The 17,921-nt window shown below is 73.9% G+C and carries 17 protein-coding genes; 6 read left to right on the top strand and 11 right to left on the bottom strand.

Annotated features, from left to right (window positions below; all coding sequences use genetic code 11):
- The first annotated feature begins 137 nt into the window (after positions 1 to 137).
- On the top strand, positions 138 to 1,673 hold the full coding sequence (locus AC6CH9_RS07580; RefSeq protein ID WP_498154358.1) for a helix-turn-helix domain-containing protein: 1,536 nt from the start codon (positions 138 to 140) through the stop codon (positions 1,671 to 1,673).
- A 52-nt stretch (positions 1,674 to 1,725) separates the two neighbouring features.
- Here the strand turns inward: AC6CH9_RS07580 and AC6CH9_RS07585 are convergent, their stop codons facing one another.
- On the bottom strand, positions 1,726 to 2,364 hold the full coding sequence (locus AC6CH9_RS07585) for a Rid family hydrolase (RefSeq protein WP_237841987.1): 639 nt from the start codon (positions 2,362 to 2,364) through the stop codon (positions 1,726 to 1,728).
- 357 nt (positions 2,365 to 2,721) lie between these two features.
- Between AC6CH9_RS07585 and AC6CH9_RS07590 the strand changes: the two genes are divergently transcribed.
- On the top strand, positions 2,722 to 4,335 hold the full coding sequence (locus AC6CH9_RS07590; RefSeq protein WP_064315427.1) for a flavin monoamine oxidase family protein: 1,614 nt from the start codon (positions 2,722 to 2,724) through the stop codon (positions 4,333 to 4,335).
- A gap of 112 nt (positions 4,336 to 4,447) precedes the next feature.
- Here AC6CH9_RS07590 and guaB read toward each other — a convergent pair whose 3' ends face one another.
- Together guaB and AC6CH9_RS07600 are read right to left on the bottom strand one after the other, a co-directional pair.
- Positions 4,448 to 5,977 carry an IMP dehydrogenase gene (guaB, locus tag AC6CH9_RS07595; RefSeq protein ID WP_082141239.1) on the bottom strand — a complete coding sequence of 510 codons (1,530 nt, stop codon included), beginning with the start codon at positions 5,975 to 5,977 and terminating at the stop codon, positions 4,448 to 4,450.
- Positions 5,978 to 6,059: 82 nt separating this feature from the next.
- Positions 6,060 to 7,193: a MerR family transcriptional regulator gene (locus tag AC6CH9_RS07600; protein ID WP_498154359.1), complete on the bottom strand. Its 1,134-nt coding sequence runs from the start codon at positions 7,191 to 7,193 to the stop codon at positions 6,060 to 6,062.
- A gap of 267 nt (positions 7,194 to 7,460) precedes the next feature.
- On the opposite strand from AC6CH9_RS07600, the gene AC6CH9_RS07605 reads away from it, so the two are divergent.
- A complete protein-coding gene (locus AC6CH9_RS07605) occupies positions 7,461 to 7,751 on the top strand; it encodes a WhiB family transcriptional regulator (protein ID WP_031316449.1) in 291 nt (96 codons plus the stop codon).
- Between the two features lie 164 nt (positions 7,752 to 7,915).
- Here AC6CH9_RS07605 and groES read toward each other — a convergent pair whose 3' ends face one another.
- Complete coding sequence (groES, locus tag AC6CH9_RS07610) at positions 7,916 to 8,212, bottom strand: co-chaperone GroES (RefSeq protein ID WP_047233053.1); 297 nt, start codon at positions 8,210 to 8,212, stop codon at positions 7,916 to 7,918.
- Between the two features lie 242 nt (positions 8,213 to 8,454).
- Here groES and AC6CH9_RS07615 point away from each other — a divergent pair, with 242 nt between their 5' ends.
- Together AC6CH9_RS07615 and AC6CH9_RS07620 are read left to right on the top strand one after the other, a co-directional pair.
- Positions 8,455 to 9,744: a THUMP-like domain-containing protein gene (locus AC6CH9_RS07615; protein ID WP_498154360.1), complete on the top strand. Its 1,290-nt coding sequence runs from the start codon at positions 8,455 to 8,457 to the stop codon at positions 9,742 to 9,744.
- 5 nt (positions 9,745 to 9,749) lie between these two features.
- Complete coding sequence (locus AC6CH9_RS07620; protein WP_498154436.1) at positions 9,750 to 10,898, top strand: glutamate--cysteine ligase; 1,149 nt, start codon at positions 9,750 to 9,752, stop codon at positions 10,896 to 10,898.
- Positions 10,899 to 10,915: 17 nt separating this feature from the next.
- On the opposite strand, the gene AC6CH9_RS07625 is transcribed toward AC6CH9_RS07620, so the two are convergent.
- Complete coding sequence (locus AC6CH9_RS07625; protein WP_498154361.1) at positions 10,916 to 11,989, bottom strand: hypothetical protein; 1,074 nt, start codon at positions 11,987 to 11,989, stop codon at positions 10,916 to 10,918.
- The gene (gene tsaD / locus AC6CH9_RS07630) at positions 11,986 to 13,035 is read right to left on the bottom strand and encodes a tRNA (adenosine(37)-N6)-threonylcarbamoyltransferase complex transferase subunit TsaD (RefSeq protein ID WP_498154362.1); all 1,050 of its coding nucleotides are present in this window, start codon (positions 13,033 to 13,035) and stop codon (positions 11,986 to 11,988) included. Before tsaD ends, AC6CH9_RS07625 begins: the two co-directional genes overlap by 4 nt.
- A 129-nt stretch (positions 13,036 to 13,164) precedes the next feature.
- Between tsaD and AC6CH9_RS07635 the strand changes: the two genes are divergently transcribed.
- Positions 13,165 to 13,785: a malonic semialdehyde reductase gene (locus tag AC6CH9_RS07635; protein ID WP_498154363.1), complete on the top strand. Its 621-nt coding sequence runs from the start codon at positions 13,165 to 13,167 to the stop codon at positions 13,783 to 13,785.
- Positions 13,786 to 13,870: 85 nt separating this feature from the next.
- On the opposite strand, the gene AC6CH9_RS07640 is transcribed toward AC6CH9_RS07635, so the two are convergent.
- The 5 genes from AC6CH9_RS07640 to alr form a co-directional block, all read right to left on the bottom strand.
- The gene (locus tag AC6CH9_RS07640; RefSeq protein ID WP_498154437.1) at positions 13,871 to 14,719 is read right to left on the bottom strand and encodes a sulfurtransferase; all 849 of its coding nucleotides are present in this window, start codon (positions 14,717 to 14,719) and stop codon (positions 13,871 to 13,873) included.
- A 71-nt stretch (positions 14,720 to 14,790) separates the two neighbouring features.
- Positions 14,791 to 15,342, bottom strand: coding sequence for a ribosomal protein S18-alanine N-acetyltransferase (gene rimI, locus AC6CH9_RS07645; RefSeq protein ID WP_498154364.1), 552 nt, complete (start codon positions 15,340 to 15,342; stop codon positions 14,791 to 14,793).
- A complete protein-coding gene (gene tsaB / locus AC6CH9_RS07650) occupies positions 15,339 to 16,070 on the bottom strand; it encodes a tRNA (adenosine(37)-N6)-threonylcarbamoyltransferase complex dimerization subunit type 1 TsaB (protein ID WP_498154365.1) in 732 nt (243 codons plus the stop codon). Before tsaB ends, rimI begins: the two co-directional genes overlap by 4 nt.
- A 47-nt stretch (positions 16,071 to 16,117) precedes the next feature.
- Positions 16,118 to 16,678, bottom strand: coding sequence for a tRNA (adenosine(37)-N6)-threonylcarbamoyltransferase complex ATPase subunit type 1 TsaE (gene tsaE, locus AC6CH9_RS07655; RefSeq protein ID WP_498154366.1), 561 nt, complete (start codon positions 16,676 to 16,678; stop codon positions 16,118 to 16,120).
- The gene (gene alr / locus AC6CH9_RS07660; protein WP_498154438.1) at positions 16,675 to 17,910 is read right to left on the bottom strand and encodes an alanine racemase; all 1,236 of its coding nucleotides are present in this window, start codon (positions 17,908 to 17,910) and stop codon (positions 16,675 to 16,677) included. The genes tsaE and alr overlap by 4 nt, the downstream gene beginning before the upstream one ends.
- Positions 17,911 to 17,921: the final 11 nt, after the last annotated feature.

The raw sequence follows: 17,921 nt of genomic DNA on the forward strand, positions 1-17,921 counted from the left end.
CGGCGACGAGACCCGGGCCCGACCACTCGTCACCTATCTCACGACACGAATGGAGATCGTGTGACGAACCCGTGATACCGCAACGCTTGCGCCGAGTCCTCGCGTGAATATCTCATCCATGAGTTATCGTCGCTCGCATGACAGTGATCGACGACGCCCCTCTCACGCAGGTCGGCGCACTCATCCGCGGCGCCCGCCAGAACCGGGGCCTCACGCAGACCCAGCTCGCCGAGCGCCTCGGCACGAGCCAGAGCGCTGTGCACCGCATCGAGCAGGGCGCCCAGAACCTCAGCCTGGAGATGCTCAACCGCATCAGTCTCGCGCTCGACTCCGAGATCATCAGCCTCGGTGGCCCCAAGCACGCGCACCTGCGCGTCCAGGGCGGCCAGACCCTCTCCGGCCGCATCGAGGTGAACTCCTCGAAGAACGGCGCGGTCGCGCTGCTGTGCGCCTCGCTGCTCAACCGCGGCCGCACCACGCTGCGCGGCGTGGCCCGCATCGTCGAGGTCGACCGCATCGTCGACGTGCTCCGCTCGATCGGCGTCCGGGCGACCTGGACGACCGGCGGGCGCGACCTCGAGATCGTCGTGCCGGACCAGCTCGACCTCGCCGCGATCGACGTCGACGCCGCGCGCCGCACGCGCTCGATCATCATGTTCCTCGGCCCGCTCCTCGGGCTCCGGGACACGTTCGAGCTCCCGTACGCCGGCGGCTGCGACCTCGGCACGCGCACCGTGGAGCCTCACATGATCGCCCTGCGGCCGTTCGGCCTCGCGGTCACCGCGACGGGCGGCAACTACCACGCGACGGTGGCCCCGGCGTCGGGCACCGACCTGTCGGTCGTGCTCACCGAGCGTGGCGACACCGTGACGGAGAACGCGCTCATGGCCGCCGCCCGGCGCGACGGCGTCACGACGATCCGCAACGCGAGCCCCAACTACATGGTGCAGGACCTGTGCTTCTACCTCGAGCTGCTCGGCGTCCGGGTGGAGGGCATCGGCACGACGACCCTGCGCGTCCACGGCCGCACCGACATCGACGTGGACGTGGAGTACGCCGTCTCGGAGGACCCGGTCGAGGCGATGAGCCTGCTCACCGCGGGCATCGTCACGGGCTCCGAGATCACGGTCGCGCGGGTCCCGATCGAGTTCATGGAGATCGAGCTCGCGACCCTGTCCGAGATGGGGCTGCGCTACACGCTGAGCCCCGAGTACCTGGCCCGCAACGGCCGGACCCGCCTCGTGGACGTCACCGTGCACCCGAGCGAGCTCCGCGCGCCGATCGACAAGATCCACCCCATGCCGTTCCCCGGGCTCAACATCGACAACCTGCCGTTCTTCGCCGTCATCGCGGCGAACGCGCACGGCACGACGCTCATCCACGACTGGGTCTACGAGGGCCGCGCCATCCACCTCACCGACCTCACGCGCCTCGGTGCCGACGTGCGGCTCCTGGACGCCCACCGGCTCCAGGTCACCGGCCCGACGCGCTGGTCCGGCGCCGAGGTGAGCTGCCCGCCGGCCCTGCGCCCCGCCGTCGTCATCCTGCTCGCGATGCTCGCGGCGAAGGGCACGTCCGTGCTGCGCGGCGTCGACATCATCGCGCGCGGCTACGAGGGCCTCACGGAGCGCCTGCGCGAGCTCGGCGCGAACATCGAGACCTTCCGCGACTGAGTCGCCTCCCCCGCGACGGGCCGGCACCCTCCGGGCGCCGGCCCGTCGTGCGTCACTTCGGGTAGACCGCGTCGACCTCCACCTCGACGAGCCAGCCGTTCACGGGGAGGTTCTCGATCTCGAGCGCGAACCGCGACGGGCGCGCGGCGTTGACGACCATCGGGGCGGTCGTCGCCGAGCCGAGCTGGACGTCGATCGGCTTGCCGGTGGCGAGGTTCGTGTTGGCGAAGAACTGCCGGTAGGCGCGGTTCCAGCCGGCGAAGTCCATCTTCTCCTGCCCCGCGGGGTTCTGGAGGAACACGCGCATGGACACGACGTCGTCGTAGGACAGCCCGGCCCGCTCGAGGTTCTCGCCGATCCGCATGAGGACGTTGATCCCCTGCGCCTCGGTGATCGTGACGCCCGCCGGCAGCACCCCGCCGGGGAACACGTCGGTGGGGATGTAACGCTCCTCGGCACCCGCCCCGGGCGTCGTGTTCATCGCGGAGGGCCCCAGGCCCGAGGACTTGTACCAGGCGACGTTCTTGCCGAACGCGACGCCGTCGGCGATCGACGGGGTGTCGCCGGTGACGAACGAGAAGGACTCGGTGGGCTTCGGCTCGAAGAGCTTCCCTGCGGCGACGGCGGTGCCGGGGACGGCCACGGCGGCGGTGACGGCGACGGCGACGACGACCTTGGTGCGGTTCTTCATGCAGGCCTCCAGGCGGGGACGACGGGCGCCACCCTGACGCCCGCTCCGGCGGGCCACGACGGCCGCCGGACCGGCGACGCTAGACGCCGACCGTTTCGGGGCCGTGACGGGCGCGTGTCGGCTCGTCGCCGCGCCGTCGGGCGCCGGCTGCCCGCACCGCACGGCCCGTCGACCAGGCACGACGCGGACGACACGAGACGTTTACGCGAGCCGTCGCGCGTTGACGGACGCGAAACGCCCCGGACCCACGTTCGCGACGACGCGTGCCTAGCGTCGGCCGCGGTGCTGACGGCGGCACCCGGCATCGTGGGCCGGGCAGTCCGTCCGTCGGGCCGTGGACGAGAGGGCTCCAGCCACATGGTCACTGACGAGAAGACGTCCGGCGTCTCGCGCCGCAACTTCCTCCAGGCCGTCGGGGTCGGCTCCAGCGCCGGCGTCATGTTCGCGACGATGGGCGCGGTCGGGCTCGCGCCCACGGCCGCCGCCCAGCCCCGGAACGAGTCGTGGACACCGCCGCGGGGCAGCGACTTCAGCCTGACGGGACGCTCCGCCAAGAAGGTCGTCGTCGTGGGCGCCGGGCCCGCGGGCCTCGCCTCGGCGTACGAGCTCCAGAAGGCGGGGTACCGGGTGACGGTGCTCGAGGCGCGGCACCGGCCCGGCGGGCGGACGCTGACGATACGTGGGGGCGACTCCGAGACGGACATCAACGGCGTCACCCAGAAGGCACGGTTCTCCGACGGCGTCTACATGAACGCGGGCGCCGGCCGCATCGCGCAGTGGATGGTCACCATGGACTACCTGCGCGAGCTGGGCGTCCCCTACGAGGTGTTCACCAACGCGAACGCGGACGCCTACCTCTACAACGAGCGCTCGGGCGCCACCCCCGGCAACCCGGTCCGCTACCGCACGGCCAAGGCGGACGTCTTCGGCTACACGTCCGAGCTCCTGAGCTACGCGACCGACCAGGGCGCGCTCGACCAGAAGCTCACGGCCGCGGACAAGGAGAACCTGCGCGCGTTCCTCCGGTCCTGGGGGTCGCTGCAGTCCGACGGCAGCTACCGCGGCGGGGACAACCGGGGCTACTCCGTCTACCCGTCCGCCTGGAACGAGCACGGCACGCCGCTCCCCGGCCCCGGCACGGTCTCGGAGGTGCTCGCGTCGAAGGTGGGGCAGTACTTCCCGTTCGAGATCAACTGGGAGCAGTCGATGCTCATGTTCCAGCCGAAGGGCGGCATGGACACGACCTACGACTACTTCGTCCGGGCGATCGGCAAGCAGAACGTCCTGTTCAGCTCGCCGGTCACCGGGGTGCGGAACACCACGAGCGGCGTCACCGTCACCTACACGGCCCACAACGGCAAGGCCCGCCAGATCGATGCGGACTTCGCGATCGTCGCCGCGCCCGCGGGGCTGATGCGGCGGTGGGACACGAACTGGGGCGCCGACATCGACGCCGCACTGGGCGAGTTCGCGGTCGGGTCGCCCGCGGGCAAGATCGGGCTCGAGTACCGCTCGCGGTTCTGGGAGGACGACCACCGGATCTTCGGCGGCATCACGGAGACCGACATGGACCTCGCCCACGTCTGGTACCCCTCCTACGGGTACGGCGAGCGCCGTGGCCTCGTCGTCGGGTACTACAACACCGGCGCGAACGCCCGCTCCTACGCCGACATGACGCCGCGGCAGCGCGAGATGCGCGCCGTCGAGCAGGGCGTGAAGATCCACGGCGAGAAGTACCGGACCGAGCTCGAGAGCTCGTTCTCCATCGCGTGGCACAAGGTGCCCTACATCGAGGGCGCGTGGGCCTACCCGAACACGCAGTCGTCGCGCTTCAAGCAGCTCCAGCAGGGCGCGGGGAACGTGTACTTCGCGGGCGACTGGATGTCGGAGATCTCGGCGTGGCAGCACGGCGCCTTCTGGGCGGCCCGGTACGCCGTGCAGGCCCTGCACACGCGCGTCATGGCCTCGTGAGACCCGACGGCGCACCGACGGCCTGACGGCGCGCCCGCAAGACGACCACGGCCCGGCGCCCGGCCCCGTAGGGGTGCCGGGCGCCGGGCCGACGTGAGTGGTGCCGGTCGACTCAGAAGCCCGAGTAGTTCGGTGCCTCGACGGTCATCTGGACGTCGTGCGGGTGGCTCTCCTTGAGCGAGGCCGACGTGATGCGGATGAAGCGGCCCTTCTCCTGGAGCTCCGGGACGGTCCGTGCGCCGACGTAGAACATCGTCTGGTGCAGGCCGCCGACGAGCTGGTGCGCGACGGTACCGAGCGAGCCCTTGTACGCGACCTGGCCCTCGATGCCCTCGGGGACGATCATGTCGTCGCTCGTGACCTCGGCCTGGAAGTAGCGGTCCTTGGAGTAGGACTTCTTGCCGCGCGAGGACATGGCGCCCATGGAGCCCATCCCCCGGTACGCCTTGTACTGCTTGCCGTTCACGAGGATCGTCTCGCCCGGGGACTCCTCGGTGCCCGCGAGCATCGAGCCCAGCATCACCGACTCCGCACCCGCGACGATCGCCTTGCCGATCTCGCCCGAGTGGCGCATACCGCCGTCCGCGATGACGGGCACGCCCGCCGGGCGCGCGGCCAGCGACGCCTCGTAGACCGCCGTGACCTGCGGGACGCCCACGCCGGTGACGATGCGCGTCGTGCAGATGGAGCCCGGCCCGACGCCGACCTTGACCGCGTCCGCACCCGCGTCGACGAACGCCTGGGCGCCCTCGCGCGTCGCGACGTTGCCACCGATCACCTGCACGTCGCGCGTCGCCGGGTCGGACTTCAGCCGCGCGACCATCTCGATGAGCATGCGGACGTTGCCGTGCGCCGTGTCGGCGACGAGCACGTCCACGCCCGCGTCGATGAGCGTCGTGGCGCGCTGCCACGCGTCGCCGAAGTAGCCGATCGCGGCACCCACGAGCAGGCGGCCCTGGCCGTCCTTGGACGCCTGCGGGAACTGCTCGGACTTCACGAAGTCCTTGACGGTGATGAGACCCGTGAGGCGGCCGTCGGCGTCCACGAGCGGGAGACGCTCGAGCTTGTGCTTGCGCAGGAGCGCGGTGGCCTCCTCGCGCGAGATGCCGGCCGGGCCCGTGATGAGCGGCTGCGGCGTCATGACCTCGTCGACCTTGGTCGTGGCCCACTCCGCGACGGGCGTGAAGCGCAGGTCGCGGTTGGTGACCATGCCGATGAGGCGGCGCTCGGCGTCGAGGACGGGGAAGCCGGAGATGCGGTACTCGCCCGCCGTCTTGTCGAGCTCCTCGAGCGTGGCGTCCGGGCCGATCGTCACCGGGTTGTCGATGATCCCCGTCTGCGTGCGCTTCACCAGGTCCACCTGGAGCGCCTGGTCCTCGATGGAGAGGTTGCGGTGCAGGACGCCGATGCCGCCCTGGCGCGCCATCGCGATCGCCATGCGCGACTCGGTGACGGTGTCCATCGCCGCCGAGACGAGCGGGACGCGGATCGAGATCTCGCGGGTCAGGCGCGTCGTGGTGTCGATGTCCGACGGCGCCAGGTCCGAGTACCCGGGCTGCAGCAGGACGTCGTCATAGGTGAGACCCAGGAAACCGAAGGGGTCGCGGTCGGGAGCGGCGGCGGGGACGGGCGAGGCGGTCACACCAGGATTCTACGCCGCGGGGCTCTCCGGTATTCCCGCCGCGACCCGCGCCCGGCACCCCGTGGGCCGCCCGCCCGAGACCTCAGCGGACGACCGCGAGGAGCTCGTGCAGGAGCCCGGGAAAGCTGCGCACGCGGTGCACCGTCGCGGCGAGCGGGAGGTCGCCGGCGGCCTCGTCGCTCGGCAGGCCGACGAAGAACGGCAGGCTCGGGTTCGCCTCGTGCGCGGCATGGACGATCCCCAGGTCGGGACGCGCCTGGGTCGTCACCATGGCGACGGCGGAGGGCCGCACCATCGTGACGATCTCGAGCGTGCGGTGGACGTTCGCCGGCCCCGTGACGATGCGGGCCATCGCGCCGTGGGATGCCAGCGACGCCGCGAGAGCGTGCGCGGCCAGCGGCAGCGGCTCGTCCGGCGCCGCGAACACGAGGACGATCCGGCGCATGCGGCTCGGGTGGTTGCGGGGCGGCCCCCCCGCCGCGACGATCGCGTCCTCGCTCGCCTGCGTGTACTCGCGCAGCGCTCCCAGCGTCGCGTTGGCGAGCACGACCTCGGGGACCTCCCCCGGGCCGGCGAGCACGGTGCGCTCGGCGAGCCGCTCGAGCGCCGGCTCGACGAGGTCGGACCACCAGGCCGCGGGGTCGCCGCCTGCGGGGATCCGCAGGAGCCGGTCGCACGTGCGCTGGTCGTACGCGATCGCGGCGTCGACGACGTCGGACACGCGCGTGGGGCGCGGAGCCTCCCGCACGCCGACGGCGCGCGGCCCCGTCCCCCGCGCGGGTTCGCCGCCCGGCACCGCCCGCAGGAACGGGCGCGACGGTGGCGCGGGCTCGGGGGTCGCGTCGTCCGCGTCGAGGTCGTCGTCGAGGTCCGCGCCCCCCTCGGCCCCGTGCTCGTCGAACGAGACGGCACCGCGGTGCGCGTCGAGCTCGTCGTCGTCGGCCGCCAGCGCCGCGCGGGCCGCGTCGGCGGGCGCGACGCCGTCGAGCGTGAGGCGCCGCATGACGACCAGACGCGCGACGTCGTCGTCCGTGTAGCGCCGGTGGGAGCCTGCGCGGTGCTGGGAGGGCCCGAGGCCGTAGCGGCGGTCCCAGGTCCGCAGGGTCGCGGGCGCGACGCCGAGCCGGCGCGCGACGGCGGCGACGGCGAGGCCGGGGTTCGTGGACATGCTCGGTCGGGCTCCCTCGGGGTCGGGGGCGGACCGGACGGAGGTCATGGATCGATTCTGCCGACCGGTCACCGGTCTCGCCACCTCGTCCAGGTCACAGTCCTGCACCCTTCGCTTCAGCCTTGTGCAGCATTTGTTCACCACACGCGCAAACGCGCCATCGCGTCAACATCGCGCCAGCCCCTCCGCATGCCATGGATCGCTTCGACGCCGCGCGACCCACATCTGCGGGTTCGAACCGGTCGCGACCTGCCCGTTCACTTTTTCACCACAGGGGACTTGAACAACCTCTGCAACGCTTGTAGGTTGTTCGCCATGGCAGAGATCTCGAGGCTCCCCGGGCCCGTCATGGAGTTGTGGGAATGGCAGTACCAGGGCTCGTGCCGTGACGCGGACGACACGCTGTTCTTCCACCCCGAGGGCGAACGCGGCTCGACGCGCCGCCGTCGCGCGGAGGCCGCGAAGGCGATCTGCCACTCGTGCCCCGTCATGATGCAGTGCCGCGAGCAGTCGCTCCGTGTGCGCGAGCCGTACGGGGTGTGGGGCGGCCTGAGCGAGGACGAGCGGGCGGCGATCCTCGCCGGCGGCGCTCGCCGCACCGGCTGACCAGCCCTCCGCGGCACCACCAGCAGACCTGCACGGCACCGGTCCGACGTCGTACCGGGAGCACGTGCGCACGACCCGTGGGAACGGTGGGGCGACCAGCCACGGAACGCAGCAGGGCCCGCGACCGGACGGTCGCGGGCCCTGCTGCTGGAACGAGGTCGGCGTCAGCCGACCACCACGGCGAGGATGTCGCGCGCGGAGAGGACCAGGTAGTCCACGCCGCCGTACTTGACCTCGGTGCCGCCGTACTTGCTGTAGATGACCTTGTCGCCGACGGTCACGTCGAGCGGGACGCGGTTGCCGTTGTCGTCGACACGGCCCGGACCGACGGCCAGGACCTCGCCCTCCTGGGGCTTCTCCTTGGCGGTGTCCGGGATGACCAGGCCGGATGCGGTCGTGGTCTCGGCCTCGAGGGCCTTCACGACGATCCGGTCCTCGAGCGGCTTGATGGGGACCGACACGTCGGACCTCCCCTTTCGCGGTGAGAACTGCAACGGATGGGTCGAGCGCACCCGGCTGGCCGTCGTCGCGGGTGCCGGACAGCCTGGTCGCACGTGGTGCCGCCTCCGCGAGCGGTGGCGGCACGTCCTCAAATCTAGGTCGCCGTTAGCACTCGGTCAAGGCGAGTGCCAACGTCCGCCCCTCGGGACGATCCGGGTCCCGGCTGCGCGGGGTCCCCGTCCCCCGTGGAAGGATCGACGCCATGGACGCCGCCACGCTGACCAAGCTGCTCAGCCCCGAGGGCTGGGCGCTGCTCGGCGCGCTCCCGCCGTACGACGAGCAGCAGGCGCTCGTGCTCTCGGCGGGGCTGCGCGCGAAGGGCGTCGACCCGGACCTGGCCGCCGCGGCGCTCACGCAGTCGCGGCTGCGCGCGGCCGCCCGCGGCAAGCTCGGCGCGTTCGCCGACGGCATGCTCTTCACGCAGGCGGGACTGGAGCAGGCGAGCCGGCTCGTCGTCGCGGGCCTGCACGCGCGGCGGTACCAGGACGCGGGGATCCGGCGCGTCGCCGACCTCACGAGCGGGATCGGCGTCGACGCGCTCGCGTTCGCCGCCGCGGAGCTCGAGGTGCTCGCGACCGACGTCGACGAGCTCACCGCGGCGATCGCGACCGTGAACCTGCGCCACTTCCCCGAGGCCGAGGTGCGCCACGGCGACGGGCTCGCGCTCGACCTGGAGGGCGAGCGGGTCGAGGGCGTGTACGCCGACCCCGCCCGACGGACACGGGGCGGCAAGCGCGTGTTCGACCCGAAGGCCTACGCCCCGCCGCTCGACGCGGTGTGGGCGCTGCGCGAGCGCGTCCCCGCCGTGGGCATCAAGGTCGGTCCCGGGATCCCGCACGACGGCCTGCCCGAGGACGCCGAGACCGAGTGGGTCTCGGTCGACGGCGACGTGGTGGAGGCGGGTCTCTGGTTCGGCCCGCTCGCGCCCGAGGGACCGGGCCGCTCCGCGCTCGTCCTCACGACGTGGACCGGCTCGGACGGGACCGAGCGCACCACGACGCGGCGGGTCGCCCACCGTCCCGGCGACGAGGACGTCGTGCCCGACGTGGGCGGCGTCGGGCAGTACCTCTACGAGCCCGACGGCGCGGTCATCCGTGCGGGGCTCGTCGCCCACGCGGCCCGCGGGCTCGGCGGGCGGCTGCTCGACCGGACGATCGCGTACGTGACGACCGACTCCCCCGCACCCCTCGACGCGACCGGGCTCGCGGACGGCCTCGCGCGCGGGTACCGCGTGCTCGACACGATGCCGTTCGGCCTCAAGCGGCTGCGCTCCTACCTGCGCGAGCGCGGCGTGGGGCGCCTGACGATCAAGAAGCGCGGCACGGCCGTCACGCCCGAGCAGCTCCGACGCCAGCTCGCCCTCACGGGCGACCGGACCGCCACGATCGTCCTGACGCGTGTGGGCGGGTCCCAGCAGGTCCTCGTCGTCGAGCCGCTCGCCGTCCCCTCGACGGGCGCCCCGCAGAACGACGCCCAGGAGGGTCCGCGGTGAGCGTCCTGCCGCGGCGCACCGCGATCCCGTTCGCGCGGTCGGAGCGCTCGACCGTCGGGCTGGAGTGGGAGCTCGCGCTCGTCGACGCCGACTCGGGAGACCTGCGCCAGGTCGCGCAGACCGTGCTCGACGCCGTGCGGCCCGAGGGCGGTGGGGCGCACCCGTCGATCAAGCAGGAGCTGCTGCTCAACACGGTCGAGGTCGTGAGCGGCGTGTGCCGCACCGTCGGCGAGGCGGGTCGCGACCTCGAACGCTCGATCGAGGAACTCCGGGCCGTGACCGACCCGCTGCGCGTCGAGCTCATGAGCGCGGGCACGCACCCGTTCGCACGCTGGGCGCAGCAGAAGGTCACCGACAAGCAGCGCTACACCACGCTCATCGACCGCACGCAGTGGTGGGGGCGGCAGATGCTCATCTACGGCGTGCACGTGCACGTCGGCATCGAGGACCGCGCCAAGGTGCTGCCGATCCAGCGCGCGATGCTCACGACCTTCGCCCACCTGCAGTCGCTCTCGGCCAGCTCGCCGTTCTGGGGAGGCAAGGACACCGGGTACGCGTCGAACCGCGCGCTCATGTTCCAGCAGCTCCCCACGGCGGGGCTCCCGTTCCAGTTCGGCACGTGGGAGGAGCTCGAGGGCTACGTCGCGGACATGCTGCACACCGGCGTCATCGACGCGTTCGACGAGATCCGCTGGGACCTGCGGCCCGCCCCGCAGTTCGGCACGCTCGAGACCCGCATCTGCGACGGTGTCACGAACATCTCCGAGCTCCTCGCGCTCGCCGCGCTCACGCACTGCCTGGTCGAGCACTTCTCCACGCTGCTCGACGAGGGCCACGAGCTCCCGAGCATCCCGCCGTGGTTCGCGCAGGAGAACAAGTGGCGCTCCGCCCGCTACGGCATGGACGCGATCATCATCCTCGACCGCGAGGGCAACGAGGAGCTCGTGACCGACGCCGTGGGGCGCCTGCTCGTCGAGCTGGAGCCCGTCGCCGCGCGCCTCGGGTGCCTGGAGGAGCTCGACGGCGTGCGCACGATCGTGCGCCGCGGGGCCTCCTACCAGCGCCAGCGCGCCGTCGCGCGCCGCAACGGGGGCGAGCTGGACGCCGTCGTGCGCTCGCTCGTCGCGGAGATGCGGGCGGGCCGCCCGCTCTGACGGTCCGCCGGGGACGGTCAGTAGTCGCGCAGGACCACGCCGAGGTCGATGGCCCGGTCGGCGAGCCACGTCGGCGACCAGTCGTCGGTGTCGCACGGCGACGACGTGCGGTCCGCCGCCGTCTCCGAGTACCCGCCCCACGACAGCACGCGGCACGTCGCGTCGGTCTCGAGCGCGTGCGTCCACTCCTCGTCCTCCGCGAACCCCGAGTCGACCGCCGACTGGAGCAGGTCGAACTCGTGCCACCACTGGAGCATGTGGGACAGCTCGTGCGCGAGGAGCACCTGCTTGGTCGCCGGGTCGGAGTCCTCTCCCCACCACACGAACAGCACCGTCGGGTGGGCGGGCTGGAAGCAGCCCGCCGAGCCGGTCGCGTACGCGTCGTGCTCCGCGACGTGCTCCATGCCGCAGTTGAGCGTCGGGTCGTCGGTGAACACGACCTGCACGCCCTCGTTGGCGGGGTTGAGGGCGAGCAGCCAGGCCGTGGGGTCGGGGTGGTCGGGCAGGAAGGGCGTGGTCTGCGTCGCGCCCGGCACGGGGTCGGGCAGCGGCTCGGCGTACTCGCCCGCCTTCCACGCGGCCTCCATGCCGGTCGCCGACGCGGTCGCGTCGGGGCTCGGGTCCTCCCAGACCGTGGGGGGCGGCACGGCGCCCTCCTGCTCGGTGGGCAGGACCGCGCCGTCGTCCCGCGCCTCGCGCACGTCGTTGACGAGGTACGCGACGACGGACACCACGAGCACCAGGACGAACATCACCACCCACCCGGCACGACCCCGACGGCGGCGTGGCACCTCCCACGAGACGGTGGACGCCCCGTACGCGGGTGCGGTCGCCGCCGGAGACCCGTACGCGGGCTGGGTCGCGGGAGCGCCGGAGGATCGGCCGTACGGCGCGACGATCGTCGCGGCCGGCGTCCCGTAGGCAGGGACGGGCACCGGCGCGAGGAGCGCCCGGTGCCGCGCCGTCCAGTACGCCGCAGCCTGCTCCGCCTGGGCCCGCTCCGGCCCGGGGCGCGACGCTGCGGCGGCCTGGGCCCACGCGTGCGCGCGGCGCAGCGCCTCGTCGGGCGTGAGGCCGGGCTCGGAGGTCACACGTGGGTCACGGTCAGCGGCATCGACGAGTCCACGCCGATGTCGAGGCTCGACGGCGCCACGCCGGCCCGCACGACGGCGGACCCGAGCGCGGCGATCATCGCACCGTTGTCCGTGCAGTAGCGGATCGGCGGGATGCGCAGCTCGATCCCGGCCTCCGCGCAGCGCTTCGCGGCCATGTCGCGCAGCTGCGAGTTCGCGCTGAACCCGCCGCCCACGACGAGCGTCGACACGCCGTGCTGCTCGCACGCCGCGATGGTCTTGGCGGTGAGCACGTCGGCGACGGACTCCGCGAAGGAGGCCGCGACGTCGTGCACGGGGATCTCCTCCCCCGCGTCCTGCCGGGCCTCGACCCAGCGCGCGACGGCCGTCTTGAGGCCGGAGAAGGAGAAGTCGTACGCGTGCTTCTCCTGGTCCTTGCGCGCCGTGAGGCCGCGCGGGAAGCGGATCGCCGTCGGGTCGCCCTCCCGCGCGAGGCGGTCGATGTGCGGACCACCCGGGTAGGGGAGGCCGAGCAGGCGCCCGACCTTGTCGAACGCCTCGCCCGCCGCGTCGTCGAGCGTCGAGCCGAGCTCGGTGACCGACGTCGCGACGTCGTCGACCAGGAGGAGCGAGCTGTGCCCGCCGGACACGACGAGCGCCATGACGCGCTCCGGGAACGCGCCGTGCACGAGCTCGTCCACGGCGGCGTGCCCGATGACGTGGTTGACGCCGTAGAGCGGCTTGCCGAGCGCGAGCGCGAGCGCCTTGGCGGCCGACGCGCCGATCGTCAGCGGGCCGACGAGACCCGGCCCGGCGGTGACGGCGATCGCGTCGACCTCGGACAGGTCGACGTCCGCCGTGCCGAGGCTGCGCTCGATCGTGGGGATCATCGCCTCGAGGTGGGCGCGCGACGCGACCTCGGGGATGATGCCGCCGTAGCGCGCGTGCTCGTCCATCGAGCTCGCGACGGTGTCGACGAGCAGCTCGCGACCCCGGACCAGCGCGACGCCGGTCTCGTCGCAGGACGTCTCGATGCCGAGCACCAGGGGCTCGCCGGCGCTCACAGAGACCTCACGGGCACAGAGGGAACCATGGCGTCCAGGGTAGTCGCGCGCGGGGTAGGCCCGCGCCGTGTCGCGCACGTCACACCGTCTGTCGGGAAGATGGTTCAATGCTCAACCGTTGCCCCGGTCATGAGCACCGACACCCTGGCTCCCGAGAGCCTGCAGATCGACGAGACCACGGCCGACCGCCTCTTCCGCGAGGCGCGCACCACCGCGCAGTTCACCGACGCCGAGGTGACCGACGAGCAGCTCGCCGCCGTCTACGACCTCGTCAAGTGGGGTCCGACGGCCATGAACACCGTCCCGCTGCGCATCCTCGCCGTGCGCACGCCCGAGGCCCGCGAGCGCCTCGTCGCGCACATGAACGACGGCAACAAGGAGCGCGTCGCGAACGCCCCGCTCTCGCTCGTCGTCGCGTACGACCCCGCGTTCCACGAGCACCTCGACACGCTGTTCCCCCACGTGCCCGGCATGCGTGACAACCTCCACGGCGTCCCCGACGTCCGCGACGGCATGGCGCGCGACAACGCCCACATCCAGGCGGGCTACCTCGTCGTCGGCCTGCGTGCCGCCGGGCTCGCCGCGGGCCCGATGAACGGCATGGACCGCGCCGGGATCGACGCCGAGTTCTTCGCCGACAACGGCTGGAAGTCGATGCTCGTCATCAACGTCGGCGTGGCCGACGGCGTCGGCACGCCCTACCCGCGCTCGCCGCGCCTCACGCCCGAGCAGGCCATCGCGACCGTCTGACCCCCCGCGGCCCCGCCGCACCCGCACGTCCGCCGAGGCGGCACCCCACCGGGTGCCGCCTCGCGGCGTCCGCGGCGCGGTGCGGTCAGGTCGCGGCGGGCCGTGCCGGGTCGTTCGACCACTGCGACCACGAGCCGGCGTAGAGCGCCGCCTCGACGCCGAGCGTCGCGAGCGCGGCGACCTCGTGCGCCGCGGTCACGCCCGAGCCGCAGTACACGCCCACGACGGGAGGATCGTCCGCTGCCTCGGCCTCCGCCGTCGTCTCCACGACCCCGAGCCCAGCGAACCGCTCCCGCAGTGCGGCCGCGTCCAGGAACGTCCCGTCGGCGGCGAGGTTGTCGGTGGTCGGCGCGCTCACCGCGCCGGGGACGTGTCCCGCGCGCGGGTCGACCGGCTCGACCTCGCCGCGGTAGCGCTCGCCCGCGCGCGCGTCGAGCAGCACGCCCGACGTCGCGAGGTCGGCCGCGCCGTCGGCGTCGAGCACGGGCATCCCGCCCGGCGTGACCACGACGTCGCCCGGCTCGGGCCGCACGTCGCCCTCCTCGAGCGGGTACCCGGCCGCCTGCCAGGCGGCGAGCCCGCCGTCGAGGATCCGCACGTCGTGGTGACCCGCCCAGCGCAGCAGCCACCAGGCGCGCGCGGCGGACGTGCCGCCCACGGCGTCGTGGACGACGACCGGCCGGTCCGCGCGCACGCCCCAGCGCCGCGCCGCGGCCTGGAGGTCGGCCGGGTCGGGCAGCGGGTGCCGGCCCGCCGCGGGCGACGGCGGCGCCGCGAGCTCGGTCTCGAGATCGACGTAGACGGCGCCCGGGACGTGCCCCGCGCGGTGCTGCGCGCGACCGTCGGTGACGCCGAGCGCCCAGCGCACGTCGAGCACGACGGGCGGGCGGTCGCCCGCGAGCGCCTCCGCCAGCCCTGGAGCGGCGACGAGCACCCGGTCTCGACGCGCGGCGTCGGACCCGGGCCCGGCCGTGCCGGTGCGAACGCTCCGCGGCGCGGGCGCGCTCACGCGAGGACGCCGGTGTCGGGCGCCGTGCCGTAGTCCGGCGCGTCGGGACCGCCGGGCGCCCCGGCCGCGCCGAGCTCGAGCCGCATCGTGTAGGCGTCGACGTCCTCGGGCTGGTAGTAGCGCTTGCGGATGCCGAGCTGCTCGAACCCGTACTTCGCGTAGAGCGCGAGCGCCGGGTCGTTGTCGACCCGCACCTCGAGCAGCACCGCGCTCGCGCCGAGGTCGCGGGAACGCGCGATCAGCGCCTCCAGGAGCGTGGAGCCGACGCCCTGGTGCTGGAACGCGGGGTCGACCCCGAGGGTCATGACCTGCGTGACGTCGCCGTCGAACCACAGCCCCGCGTAGCCGACGACGGGCTGGGGCCCCGCGGCGTAGAGCCGCACGGGCTCCGCGGCGACGTACCAGCGCCCGAGGCCCGCGAGCTCGTCCGCGAGCATCCCGTACGTCCAGGCGCCGCGTCCGAAGAGCTCGCGCTCGAGCTCGACGACGCGGTCGAGGTCGGCGGCCTTTAGCGGGCGCAGGCGGATCTCGTAGCGGCGCGCGCTCATCGGGACGCCTCGGGCGCCGGAGCGGGCGTGGTGTCGCTCACGCGCTTGCGCGCGGCGGCCTCGTGGACGTCCGGGCGGCGCAGGTACAGCGGCTCGGTGGGCTGGTCGGTCCCCGCGGCGCGGCGCGCGATCGCGAGCCGCGCGAGGACGGCGGCGTCGGGGACGAGCGGCGCGTCGTCGGCGCCGTCGAGGGCGTCCGGGTAGAGCTCGCCCCCCTCCCCCACGACGACCGCGCCGGCGGCGTGCTGGGCGACCGCGGCCGCCGGCCCGACGTCGGGACCCGCGACGGTCTCCAGCACCGGCGCGGCGTGCGGGCCCTCGTGCGCGACGACGCGGTAGCGCGCCCAGTACACCTCGCGGCGGCGGGCGTCGGTCGCGACGAGCAGCTCGTCGTCGGGCTCGAGGCCGAGGTCGCTCACGGCCTGGGCCGCGATCGCGTCGAGGCTCGGGACGCCGAGCACGGGGATGCCGAGGGCGAAGCCGAGCGTGCGTGCGGTGACGAGCCCGACCCGCAGGCCCGTGAAGGGCGCGGGGCCCGTGCCGACGACGACGGCCGTGAGGTCGCGGCGGTCGACTCCGGCCTCGGCGAGCGCCTCCTCGACCAGCGGGGCGAGCGCCTCGGCGTGTCGGCGACGCTCAGGGACGTCGCGGCGGGCGAGACGGGCGCCGTCGTCGGAGACGACGGCGACGGTGACGGAGGCGGAGGTGTCGAGCGCGAGAACAGCCACGGCCCCCAGCCTACGGCCGGGACAGGGACTGTTCTCCTCGCGGTGCGCTACCGGGTCAGCGCGGCGACGTCGAGGTCGGACCAGCGCGCCCCGACCCCGCGCACGGTCACGCGTCGCTCCCCGGCCTCGGGAGCGTCGTCGGACCGCGGGTCGGCGCCGCCGCGCGGGCGCTCGAGCACGATCTCGAGGCGGTCGCCCGCGAGCGACTCGACGAGCCCGCTGCCCCACTCGACGACGGTCACCGAGTCGTCGAGGCTCGAGTCGAGGTCGAGCGCGTCGACCTCGTCGAGCGAGCCGAGGCGGTACGCGTCCACGTGCACGAGCGCCGGGCCGTCGCCGAGCGGGGGGTGCTCGCGCGCGACGATGAACGTCGGCGACGCGACCTGGCCGCGCACGCCGAGCCCGGAGCCGATGCCCTGCGTGAGCGTCGTCTTCCCGGCGCCGAGGTCGCCCGTGAGGATCACGAGGTCGCCCGCGCGCAGCACGCCCGCGAGGGCGCGGCCGAACGCGCGGGTCGCGTCGGCGTCGGACAGCACGACGACGCCGTGCGTGTCGGCCACGTCGGCGGGGGGCCCGGCGGGCGTCGAGGGGGTGGGGTCGTCGCTCATGCGCGGACCGTCCTTTCCGTGCTGGGGTGCTGTTCGTGCGCGAGCAGCGCCCGCGCGGCGTCGTCGAGCACGTGGGTCCCCACGTGCTCGCGCGGCACGCGCGCGCCGAGGCGCGTCGTGATCTCGTAGCTGATGGTCCCGGCGGCCCGGGCCCAGTCCTCGGCGGTGGGAACACCGTCGTGCTCGACGCCGTCGCCCGCGCCGAACAGCGTGACGACGTCGCCCGCGCGCTCGGCCGCGTCCGGACCGAGGTCGAGCACGAGCTGGTCCATGCACACGCGCCCCGCGACGCGCAGGACCCGACCCGCGTCGCCGGGGCGCGCACCGACGAGGACCGGACCGCCGGGCGCCCCCGCGGGGCCGCCGCCCGAGGCGTGCCGCGGGATCCCGTCGCCGTACCCGAGCGGGACGACGCCGAGCGTCGTGTCCTGCGGGGTCGTGTAGTGGTGCGAGTAGGAGACGCCGTGCCCGCCGGGCACGCGCTTGACCGTCGCGAGGCGCGCCTCGAGCGTCATCGCGGGGCGCAGTCCGTACCGGGACGGTGGCCCGAGCTGCGGCACGGGCGTCATGCCCCACACCGCGAGGCCGGGTCGCACGAGGTCGTAGTGGGTGCGCGGCGCGGTCAGCGTCGCGGCCGAGTTCGCGAGGTGGCGCAGCTCGGGCGCGACGCCCGCGCGCTCGGCGAGCCGGACCGCCTCGTCGAGCACGTCGGCCTGCGCGACGACGCTCGGGTGCCCTGGCTCGTCCGCGAACGCGAGGTGCGACCAGATCCCGACGACGCGGACCGCGCCCTCGGCCTGGGCGCGCGCGACGGCGTCCAGCACGTCGGGCAGGTCGGCGGGCATGATCCCGTTGCGCCCCAGGCCCGTGTCGACCGCGAGGTGCACGCGCGCGGTCCTTCCTGCGGCCCGAGCCGCTGCGACGACCTCGTCGACCGCCCAGCGCGCGGCGAGCGAGACGTCGACGTCCGCCTCGACGAGCGCGCGCAGCGGGGCGCCGGGCGGGTAGAGCCACGTGAGGACGCGGGCCCGCTCGGGCCCGATCCCGGCGGCGCGCAGCGCGAGCGCCTCGCTCGGCTGCGCGGTGCCGAGCCACGTCGCGCCGCCTGCGAGCGCCCCGAGCGCGCTCGCCACGAGGCCGTGCCCGTATGCGTCGGCCTTGACGACCGCCATCACCCGGGCCGACGGCGCGTGCCCCGCGAGGGCGCGGACGTTGTCCCGGATCGCGGCCAGGTCGACGACGG

The organism is Cellulosimicrobium sp. GQ32, from assembly GCF_059758455.1.

Bases quoted from the DNA above. Each gene is read 5' to 3' on its own strand.
- AC6CH9_RS07635 (WP_498154363.1), top strand. From the start codon at position 13,165: ATGAGCACCGACACCCTGGCTCCCGAGAGCCTGCAGATCGACGAGACC.
- AC6CH9_RS07615 (WP_498154360.1), top strand. From the start codon at position 8,455: ATGGACGCCGCCACGCTGACCAAGCTGCTCAGCCCCGAGGGCTGGGCG.
- AC6CH9_RS07605 (WP_031316449.1), top strand. From the start codon at position 7,461: ATGGCAGAGATCTCGAGGCTCCCCGGGCCCGTCATGGAGTTGTGGGAA.
- rimI (WP_498154364.1), bottom strand. From the start codon at position 15,342: ATGAGCGCGCGCCGCTACGAGATCCGCCTGCGCCCGCTAAAGGCCGCC.
- AC6CH9_RS07600 (WP_498154359.1), bottom strand. From the start codon at position 7,193: ATGACCTCCGTCCGGTCCGCCCCCGACCCCGAGGGAGCCCGACCGAGC.
- tsaE (WP_498154366.1), bottom strand. From the start codon at position 16,678: ATGAGCGACGACCCCACCCCCTCGACGCCCGCCGGGCCCCCCGCCGAC.
- AC6CH9_RS07580 (WP_498154358.1), top strand. From the start codon at position 138: ATGACAGTGATCGACGACGCCCCTCTCACGCAGGTCGGCGCACTCATC.
- AC6CH9_RS07590 (WP_064315427.1), top strand. From the start codon at position 2,722: ATGGTCACTGACGAGAAGACGTCCGGCGTCTCGCGCCGCAACTTCCTC.
- AC6CH9_RS07585 (WP_237841987.1), bottom strand. From the start codon at position 2,364: ATGAAGAACCGCACCAAGGTCGTCGTCGCCGTCGCCGTCACCGCCGCC.